We start from the raw sequence: 9144 nt of genomic DNA on the forward strand, positions 1-9144 counted from the left end.
GTCCCCCGGCAGGTCCTCCAGCGGCGGCAGCAGCTCGGCGGCGAACCGCGCGGCGTAGACGACCGCGAGCCGCTCCTCGAGCTCGACCATGGTGATCCGACCCTCGCCCATCGCCGTCCGCAGGCGCGCGGCGGCACGTTCCCGATCGGCGTCGGAGATGCGGATCCCCGGGCGAGGAGGGACGGTCATCAGTGCAGGGTAGCGGCCAGTCGGAAGGTCCACGCCCCGTCGCGCCACTCCCCCGCGGATCCCGTCACCCGGCCGGTCCAGTCGAGCACCGGGGCGGGGTCGCTGCCGGGTCGCGGGGTCACCACGACGACCGTCACGCCGCGCGCCCCGAGGTCCGCCGCGGCGCCCTCGGGATCGCTCGGCGGCGGCAGCCCGCGCCACGGGCCCGCGACGAGCTCGGCCCACGCCGCGCCCTGCTGGTAGGGGTTCCACGCGGACTCGATCAGCACCGGGTGCGCCGGGTCCGAGCCGATGAAGTAGCCCCCGACCAGGCAGTAGGAGAAGTCGCTCGCCATCTGGTCCCGCAGCGCGTCCGGCCCGCCGTACCAGTTGCTCGTGATCCGCGGCCAGGTCTCCACCACCTCGCCGACCAGCGCGGGACGGGCCTGGGCGGTGGCCGGGGTGACGCGGTGGGCGTCGGCGGGCAGCCAGAGGAGGACGACGAGGCCCACCAGCACGGCGCCGCCGACACGCGCGCGTTCGCGCAGGTCGAGGGCGAGACCGGCGAGCACCGCGACGGCCAGGGTGACCACCACCTGGAGCCGGACGGGCTCGATCTCGGCGACCAGCGGGACGTCGAGCAGCACCCGCCAGGGCAGGTCGACGCCCACCGGCTCGGTCGCCAGGTACAACCGCGGGCCGAGGGCGAGGACCCACGCGACGAGACCGGTGACGACCGTGACCCGGACCGCCGTACCGCCGCGGACGAGACCGACCAGCGCGAGGAGGAGCACGGCCAGGCCCAGGTAGCCGCCCTGCTCGCCGAGGTTGGCCTGCATGGCAGGCGTGGCGCCGCGGAGCAGCGTGACCCAGGTCGGGGTGAGGGTGTTGGCGAGGTCGGCGCTGCCGTAGTCCGGCGACCGGATCGGTGGGCGCGGGCGGGCCGGGCCGGCCAGGACGAGGTAGAGCGGATAGCCCGCGACCAGCAGGAACGTGCCGACACAGGCGAGTCCGGCACGCACCAGCCCGCCGAGCCGGGCCGCGGCCCGCCGCGGGTACCGGACGGCGAGGATCGCGGCGAGCACGACCAGCATCAGGACGCCGACGGCGAGGGTCTGGGTGTAGAGCCAGGCCTGCAGCGCCAGCGCGAGCCCGGTGAGGACGCCGAGCAGCCAGGGTCGGGTGAGGTCGCGGACGAACAGGCGGTGGGCCAGGCCGAGCAGCACCGGCGGCAGCACGGCCCAGACGAGGTTGAGATGGCCCGCCTGGAGATGGGCGAGCACGAACGGGGAGAAGGCGTAGAGCCCGCCTGCGACCGCGCGCGCCACCCTGGACCGCACGATGCCGCCGAGGGCCCAGGCCGCGGCGGTGCCCGACGCGACCGGTCCGAGGATCATCCCGACGTCGAACGCCGCCGTCGGGCCCGCCGTCAGGGTGATCGGCGCGAGGACCAGCCCGAGCAGCGGCACCGCGGTGTTCCACAGGGCGTTGACCCCGGTCGGGTAGTTCTGCAGGTCGGTGAGCAGGGGGTTCGCGCCGGTCGCGAGGGCGTGGGCGGTGTGGGCGAGCCACCAGGTGAAGCCGGTCGCGTCCGCGGAGACGCGACCGACCGCCGTTCCCGTCAGATCGCCGAGAACCCGCCGCTGGAGCAGCAGCGAGACCGCGAGGTAGCTCGCGATCGTGATCAGCCGGGCAGGCACCCGCCGGAGGCTGCCACACCACCCGGATCCCGGGACCTCCGCCCGGGGCGGCCGGGTCCGACTCGCGCGTCCGCCATGTCCGACTCGCGCGTCGGAAACGGGGGACTCGCGGGTTGTTGTCCGACTCGCGCGTCCGCCTTGTCCGACTCGCGCGTCGGAAGTGGGGGACTCGCGGGTCAGGCGAGGACCTCCTGGAGCCTCACCGCGAACTCCTCGGGCTTGCCCGCGTAGCCGAACTCGCCGCCGAGGAAGCCGCCGTGGTGGCTCGGGAAGACGACCGGCGGCACGCCGAGGGCCTCCGCGGTCGCCTCGGCCGTGCGGGCGGTGTAGGTGCCCGCCGACTCCTCGCCCACCGCGATCAGCACCCGGGTCGACGCCGCCTTCAGTGCCTCGATGTCCGGGCGGTAGCTGCTGACGGCCCAGGAGCGCTGGGAGAGCAGGACGTCGTCGCGGTTGCCGTCGTCCTCGGTCGGCATGCCGAACATCGCCGGGTCCGGGGTGGGCTGAGCGAAGTAGGCGTCGGTGAACTCGCCCTGCCACGACGTCATCGCGATGAACGCGGCCATGCCTGCGCCGAACCCCTTCGCCTGGTACGCCTCGAAGAACCCGGCACGGGCCCGGTCGGCCGCCTCGGCGTCGGGGAGCATCGGGCTGAGCGGTGGCTCGTGCGCCACCAGCGTGACGACGTCCGCGGGGTGCGCCGCGACCAGCGCCAGCCCCGCGACCGCCCCGCCGCTGGACCCGAACACCTCGACCGGCCCGCCGACGTGCTCGACCAACCGGTGCAGGTCCTCGGCCTGGACCACCGGGTCGCAGTCGTCCCGACCGTCCTTGCGGGTGCTCCGCCCCAGGCCACGAGGGTCGTAGGTGATCACCGTGCGGTCGGGGAGGTGCGAGACGAGGGTGTAGAAGCCGCCCGCCTCCATCGGCTGTCCGATCATGAGCAGCGGCGGACGACCGTCGGCCGTGGGCAGCGGGCCGTGGACGTCGTAGACCAGGTCGACCTCGGGGGTCGCGAGCGTGAGCGTCTCCATGCCGATGAGACTGCCCTGTCCGCGGAATCTCATCGGTCGACGCCGCGGCGACCGAGCGTCGGGCACTCACCCCGACGCGCCGAGGCCGGAACGCGTCTCGCCGGGTGTGTCGGACGTACCCTCTCGTTCCACCGACCCGACCGACGGGGGTCAGCCGTGGCACTCCTCGCGACCCGACCCGCGAGACGTCCGCTCGACCTCGGCCGTCACGACTACGCCCCACGACACCGAGGGCTGTGGCGACGGCCCCGACAGGGCGGCGACCTGCCTGTCGCCACCCTCCTGTACGCGCTCGCGGTCACCGTCAACCTGCTGTCGGTGTGGGCGGTCAGCGGGCCCGACGTCCTGACGGGCGAGGAGATGTCGGTCTCGTTCCGCGACGGCGTCTTCCTCGCGGAACGGGCCCAGGCCTCGGTCTGGTCCACCAACGTCGCAGGTCACCTCTTCTTCCTGGCCGCCTCCTGGCTCGACCCCGCCTACGGCCTGTTCGGGGGCCGCTGGTGGAAGGCCGTCGCGATGGCACTGCTCCCGGTGCTCGTCTACGTGGTGCTGCGCCGTCGCCTCGGCTGCCGCGTGCTCGGCTCGCTCCTCGGCGGGATCACCACAGCGCTGCTGCCCGGGGTCCAGGTCTTCGGCTGGATCGCGATCGAGGCAGGCCTCGAGGCCGTGGCCGGGGTCGCGGCACTGCTGCTCGCCACATCCCGGCGCGCGGGCTGGTGGGCGGCACCGATCGTGGGCGGGATCTCGGTGATGCTCTACCCGTCCGGACTCGCCTGGCTGGCCGTCGTCCTGCTCGTGTGCCTGTGCCGGACCGTCCGTGCGGACCATCGGGCGCGGGCCGCGGTGTTCGTCGGGGCGGCGACCGCGATCGCCGTCCTCCTGTACGTCGCGCCGCTGCTCTGGTGGCGCACCGGCGCCCGACACATCGGAGCGGGCGGCGGGACCGTGGAGGGCGATCCGGGGACGAACTTCGCCACGCTCCTGGACCAGCTCACCGTGTCGGGAGACAGCTACTACTACTTCGGCGACCAGCCCGGCCTGGGTTCCGTGTGGCTCGCCGCAGCGGTGGTCGCGGCCGGTCTGGTGCTCCCGGCGGCACGGAGCGGCGCCTTGCCCTGGCTGACGGTCGCCGTGGTCACCGTGGCGATGTGGCTGCCTGCGGGCAACATGCCGGGCCTGCGGCGGGCCGTCGCGATCCCGGTGGTGGCGGCGATCGTTCTGGGCGCCACCGTGGACGTCCTGTGGCGACGACGGCCGGGATCGACCTCGGCTCTCGTGCTCGGCATGGCGTGTGCGGCGGTCGTCCTGCCGCTCGTCGACACGCTCGCCTCCTGGCAGCAGGCCTACCACTCCGGCCGGGACGCACTCGTGGCCGACTTCACGATCGACGCGGGTCCGATGTCTGCCACCTTCGCGCGCTTCCACTCCGATCTTGCGGCGGGGCGGGAGACCGCCGAGACGATGGTCGCCCGCCACGACGGCATCAGGACGTTGGCCGTGGTCTGGCGGCTGGCGGAGGAGTCGGGCGACACGGCGGGCATCCCCGATCCCGAGGAGATCGTCCGGGCATGCCTCCCTGCGCCGTGACGTCCCTATCCGGTCCAGAGGTTCGCGGCGAAGAGGGCGAACATCAGACCCTGGAGCAGCACGTTGCCCAGGGCGAGGGCCGCGACGAACGGCCGGGCGGACCAGCGGTGCGCCGCGAGGAGCGACAGCGAGACGTAGATCGACAGGCACGGCAGCGTGTAGCGGTGGACCGCGATCAGGTTTCCGTTGAGCGTGAACATCAGGAACGAGGCGATGCCGAGAGCGGCGAGCGGGATCCCGTCCGCACGCAGGGCGACGAGCAGATGCACCGACGTGGCGAGCAGCACCGCGAGCGCCAGTAGCGGCAGGATCGAGTCGGCCAGGACGGTCGCGGTCAGCGGGGTCGCGCCCGTGACCGCGTCCCAGGCGGTGACGACGTTCCCGGCCAGCGTCTCGGGCACGTTCGGGGTGAAGACGTTGAACGCCCAGTGCCGGCCGGGCCCGTAGCCGCTGAACATGGCGAACGCGTCCCCGGTGACGATCCTCAGCGCCAGCGCATAGCCCGCGAAGCCGAGCAACGACGCCGGGAACCAGAGCAGGGCGGGCCGCAGCACGGCCCGGGGCCGCCACCCGTACGCCCGGCAGAACTCGAGGAAGCAGAGGCCGACGACCAGCACCGCCGTGACCCGCGACGTCCCGGCCAGGATCAGGCACAGTCCCATCGGGGCCCAGCGGCGCTCCCGTGCGAAGGCGTAGGCCCCGAAGCTGAGGGCACAGAAGACGGCCTCCGAGTAGAAGGCGTGCAGGAAGTAGGCCGTCGCGGTGGTGAGGAACAGCCCGACCAGCAGCCAGGCCCAGCGGCCCGGAAGGTGGGACCGACCGATCCTGAGCAGGGCGTAGACCGCGAACCCGGTCGCGACGACGTTGACCAGCAGGCCGGCGAGCAGCAGGTCTAGGCCGGTGGCTTCCGAGACGCCGCGGGCCAGTCCGGGGAACAACGGGTAGAAGGCCGCCGACTGGGGGTCTCGCGCGTACGAACCCTCTGCGACGCCCTGGAGCCAGAGTGCGTCCCAGCGCTCGGTGTGGGAGATCGGGGAGAGGAGGGGCCGCGGGTATCGCGCGGTGGAGGTGGCGGCCAACGGGCCGGCGAGCAGGCGCTCGGTGAGATAGCCGTACATCGTCAGGACGGCGTGGAAGAGCGCGGCCACGATCGCCGCTCGGGTGCCGTCGCGGCGGAACCACGGGGTCAGGACGGGGGGCCCGGCCATCTCCGGCGACGACGAGAGGACCGTCGGCGACGCCATGCTCATCTCCCCGGATCCGGCCGGACGCTGACGCCTCACGGTAGGGGACGACGCTGCCCGCACGGTCTCGGAGCGCGGGGACGTGGCGGACCTCTCGTCCCGACCCTCGCCGCCCGGGGTCGGGACCCGCGTCGGTAGCCTCGTCGGCGATGACGAGCACAGCAGGCGAGACGCGGACCCTGCACGGCTGGGGGCGTACCGCGCCCACGATCGCCACGGTGGTCACGCCGCGGGCGCCGGAGGAGGTCGCCGCCGCGGTCACCGCGGCAGGCAGCCGCGGGATCATCGCCCGCGGGCTCGGGCGGTCCTACGGCGACCCGGCGCAGAACGCGGGCGGCACGGTCCTCGACATGACCGGCCTGTCCACGATCCATTCGATCGACGTCGACAACGGGATCGTCGACCTCGACGCCGGCGTCTCCCTGGACACGCTGATGCGCCGGGCACTGCCCTTCGGCCTGTGGATCCCGGTCCTGCCGGGCACCCGTCAGGTCACGATCGGCGGCGCGATCGGCGCGGACATCCACGGCAAGGCGCACCACGTCGTCGGGAGCTTCGGCAACCACGTCGTCTCGATGACGATCGTGCTGGCCGACGGGTCGGTCCGCGAGCTCACGCCGGAAGGGCCGGAGGAGGAGCTGTTCTGGGCGACCGTCGGCGGCATGGGGCTGACCGGCGTGGTCGTCCGCGCGAAGCTGAGGCTGCACCCCGTCGAGACCGCGTACTTCAAGGTCGACACCGAGCAGATCGACAACCTCGACGACCTCATGCGCCGCCAGACCGAGGACGACGAGCGGTACGCCGAGTCCGTCTCGTGGTTCGACGCCGTCACGACCGGTGACCACTTCGGCCGCGGGCTGCTGACCAGGGCGAACCACGCGACGCTGGCGGACCTCTCCCCGAAGCAGCGGCGCGACCCGTTGAAGTTCGACGCCCCGCAGCTGCTCACGGTCCCCGACGTCTTCCCGCCCGGGATGCTCAACAAGCTGACCGGCAAGCTGTTCTCCGAGGTCTGGTACCGCAAGTCGCCCACCAGGCTCGGCGCGATCCAGAACATCACGCAGTTCCTGCACCCGTTGGACATCGCGGGCGAGTGGAACCGCGGTTACGGCCCGCGCGGGTTCCTGCAGTACCAGTTCGTGGTGCCGGAGGACCGCGGCGACGTGATCCGGACCGTGCTGTCGCTGGTCACCGAGGCCGGGCAGGTCTCGGCACTGAACGTGCTCAAGCGGTTCGGCGAGGGCAACCGCGCGCCGCTGTCCTTCCCCAAGCCCGGCTGGACGCTCTGCCTCGACATCCCCATCGGGCGCGGTCTCGGGGAGCTGTGCGACGAGCTGGACCGTGTCGTGCTCGCGGCAGGCGGACGGCACTACCTGGCCAAGGAGTCGCGGACCACGCCGGAGGCGATCCGGCGCGGCTACCCGCGGCTCGACGAGTGGCGCAAGGTCCGCGCCGCGGTGGACCCCGAGGGCGTGTTCGCGTCCGACATGGCACGACGACTGGAGCTGATCTGATCATGATGGATGCCGTCGGGAACCCGCAGAGCATTCTCCTGCTGGGCGGCACCTCGGAGATCGGGCTGGCCACGGTCGAGGCCTTCGCGGGCGACCGGCCGCTGCGGGTCGTGCTCGCCGGGCGGTCGGGTACTCGGCTCGACGCCGCCAGGTCCCGGCTCGAGGCCAAGGGCTGCGCGGTCGAGCTGGTCGACTTCGAGGCGCAGGCCTTCGACACCCACGCCGCGGTCGTCGACAAGGCCTTCGCGGCCGGTGACGTCGACGTGGCGATCGTGGCGTTCGGCCTGCTCGGGGACAACGAGGAGGCCTGGACGGACGCGGCGAAGGCCGTCGAGCTGGCGCAGGTCAACTACACGGCGGCGGTGTCGGTGGGGGTCTCTGTCGGCGACCGGATGAAGGCGCAGGGGCACGGCGCCCTGGTGGCGCTGTCGTCGGTGGCGGGCGAGCGGGCCCGTCGGTCGAACTTCGTCTACGGGTCCACCAAGGCCGGTCTCGACGCCTTCTACACCGGGCTCACCGAGGCGCTGCGGCCCTCGGGGGTCGTGGTCACGGTCGTCCGGCCCGGGTTCGTGCACACGAAGATGACCGAGGGTCTCAACCCCGCGCCCCTCTCGACCACCCCCGAGGCGGTCGCGGACGTCATCGTGCACGCGGTGCGCACGCGGACGGAGCAGGTGTGGGCGCCCGCCCCGCTGCGCTTCGTGATGTCGGCGCTCCGGCACGTCCCGCGGCCGATCTTCCGGCGGCTCCCGGTCTGAGGGGCATCGCCTAGTGTCGGGGACATGGCAGAGCTGCTCCCGCTGGACCCCGACCAGCTGCTGACGTCCACCCGCTCGGTGCGCAAGCGCCTCGACCTGGAGCGGCCGGTGCCGCTCGAGGTGGTCCGCGAGGCGCTCGAGGTCGCGCTGCAGGCGCCCACGGGCAGCAACATGCAGGGCTGGCACTGGATCGTGCTCACCGACCCGGACAAGCGGAAGGCCGTCTCGGACCTCTACGCGAAGTCCTTCTCGGCCTACCGCGCCGCCGGGAAGAAGGAGTGGGGCGACCAAGCCCGGCAGGCCACGCAGGACCGGGTGCAGTCCAGCGCGGACTACCTCGCCGAGCACATGGCCGAGGTCCCGGTGCTGGTCATCGGGGCCATCCACACCGGCGGGGCGGGCCTGCCGCCCGGCAACCAAGCCGGCCTCTGGGGCTCGCTGCTCCCGGCCGCGTGGAGCCTGCAGCTCGCGCTGCGTGCCCGCGGCCTGGGCAGCGCGTGGACCACGCTGCACCTCGCGTACGAGAAGGAGGTCGCGGAGCTGCTCGGCATCCCCGCGACCGTCCAGCAGGGGGTGCTGCTGCCGGTCGCGTACACCAAGGGCACGGACTTCAAGCCCGCCCCGCGCCAGCCCCTCGACGAGGTCCTCCACGTCGACGGGTGGTGATCGTGCTGGACGGTCGGTCGCCGCGCGGCAGTCCATGATCGCTGTCTGGGCACTCGCAGCCGCGAGGGGCGCGGTTCTCCGTGCCGAGCCGGTGATCATGGGAGGTCGGCCGGGCTCGTCACGCTGCGGGGCGGACGCACCGGGTGGGGGCGTTGCGGTGGCGACCGCCGCGTCACGCTCGCGTAGTGATCGTTCCTCTGAGGTGAGAGACCGCGGGGATCACGCGGGCTTCTCCAGCACGAACACCGCGTTCTCGCCCTCGCCGGGGTTGAGGAAGAGGGTGCCGAGGCTGTGCTGGGTGCGGGCCGGGGCGGTCCGCGGGTCCAGGAGGGTCGGGATCCGGCCGTAGGGGCCGCGGGTCAGACCGTCCGACCCCTCGCGGTGCACGGCCAGACCGGCGGCGGTGAACAGGGTGCGCCATTCGTCGTGCGTGCGGTTGGCGGGGCGTCGTCCGGCCCAGTCGCCGCGGGTCA

General features: G+C 73.1%; 9 protein-coding genes. 4 read left to right on the top strand and 5 right to left on the bottom strand.

The features are described from left to right. The 3 genes from H5J29_RS11410 to H5J29_RS11420 all read right to left on the bottom strand — a co-directional run. Nucleotides 1–189 (bottom strand): DUF1707 SHOCT-like domain-containing protein (locus tag H5J29_RS11410; protein ID WP_181780907.1); only part of this gene is annotated, 189 nt, incomplete at its 3' end. Further along, nucleotides 189–1868, bottom strand: coding sequence for a hypothetical protein (locus tag H5J29_RS11415; protein ID WP_181780908.1), 1680 nt, complete (start codon nt 1866–1868; stop codon nt 189–191). The genes H5J29_RS11415 and H5J29_RS11410, both read right to left, overlap by 1 nt. A gap of 176 nt (nt 1869–2044) precedes the next feature. Beyond that, entirely contained in the window at nt 2045–2902 is an 858-nt protein-coding gene (locus H5J29_RS11420; RefSeq protein ID WP_181780909.1) for an alpha/beta fold hydrolase, read from the bottom strand. Between the two features lie 156 nt (nt 2903–3058). On the opposite strand from H5J29_RS11420, the gene H5J29_RS11425 reads away from it, so the two are divergent. Then, nucleotides 3059–4489 carry a hypothetical protein gene (locus H5J29_RS11425; RefSeq protein WP_181780910.1) on the top strand — a complete coding sequence of 477 codons (1431 nt, stop codon included), beginning with the start codon at nt 3059–3061 and terminating at the stop codon, nt 4487–4489. A 5-nt stretch (nt 4490–4494) separates the two neighbouring features. Here the strand turns inward: H5J29_RS11425 and H5J29_RS11430 are convergent, their stop codons facing one another. After that, a complete protein-coding gene (locus tag H5J29_RS11430) occupies nt 4495–5733 on the bottom strand; it encodes a hypothetical protein (protein ID WP_181780911.1) in 1239 nt (412 codons plus the stop codon). Nucleotides 5734–5882: 149 nt separating this feature from the next. Between H5J29_RS11430 and dprE1 the strand changes: the two genes are divergently transcribed. Genes dprE1 through H5J29_RS11445 form a run of 3 tightly spaced genes read left to right on the top strand, consistent with a single transcriptional unit; the run spans nt 5883 to nt 8671 of the window. After that, nucleotides 5883–7247, top strand: a complete 1365-nt coding sequence (dprE1, locus tag H5J29_RS11435; protein ID WP_181780912.1) for a decaprenylphosphoryl-beta-D-ribose oxidase — start codon at nt 5883–5885, stop codon at nt 7245–7247. Between the two features lie 2 nt (nt 7248–7249). Further along, on the top strand, nt 7250–8005 hold the full coding sequence (gene dprE2, locus H5J29_RS11440; RefSeq protein ID WP_181780913.1) for a decaprenylphospho-beta-D-erythro-pentofuranosid-2-ulose 2-reductase: 756 nt from the start codon (nt 7250–7252) through the stop codon (nt 8003–8005). A 24-nt stretch (nt 8006–8029) separates the two neighbouring features. Beyond that, nucleotides 8030–8671: a nitroreductase family protein gene (locus H5J29_RS11445; protein ID WP_181780914.1), complete on the top strand. Its 642-nt coding sequence runs from the start codon at nt 8030–8032 to the stop codon at nt 8669–8671. 219 nt (nt 8672–8890) lie between these two features. On the opposite strand, the gene H5J29_RS11450 is transcribed toward H5J29_RS11445, so the two are convergent. Next, the coding region (locus tag H5J29_RS11450; protein WP_181780915.1) for a hypothetical protein at nt 8891–9144 on the bottom strand (254 nt) is incomplete at its 5' end.

The organism is Pseudonocardia pini, from assembly GCF_013870575.1.
Lineage (GTDB): Bacteria > Actinomycetota > Actinomycetes > Mycobacteriales > Pseudonocardiaceae > Pseudonocardia > Pseudonocardia pini.

Excerpts from the sequence above, each read along its gene's own strand:
- H5J29_RS11420 (WP_181780909.1), bottom strand. The coding sequence starts at position 2,902 with ATGGAGACGCTCACGCTCGCGACCCCCGAGGTCGACCTGGTCTACGAC.
- H5J29_RS11430 (WP_181780911.1), bottom strand. The coding sequence starts at position 5,733 with ATGGCGTCGCCGACGGTCCTCTCGTCGTCGCCGGAGATGGCCGGGCCC.
- dprE1 (WP_181780912.1), top strand. The coding sequence starts at position 5,883 with ATGACGAGCACAGCAGGCGAGACGCGGACCCTGCACGGCTGGGGGCGT.
- dprE2 (WP_181780913.1), top strand. The coding sequence starts at position 7,250 with ATGATGGATGCCGTCGGGAACCCGCAGAGCATTCTCCTGCTGGGCGGC.
- H5J29_RS11445 (WP_181780914.1), top strand. The coding sequence starts at position 8,030 with ATGGCAGAGCTGCTCCCGCTGGACCCCGACCAGCTGCTGACGTCCACC.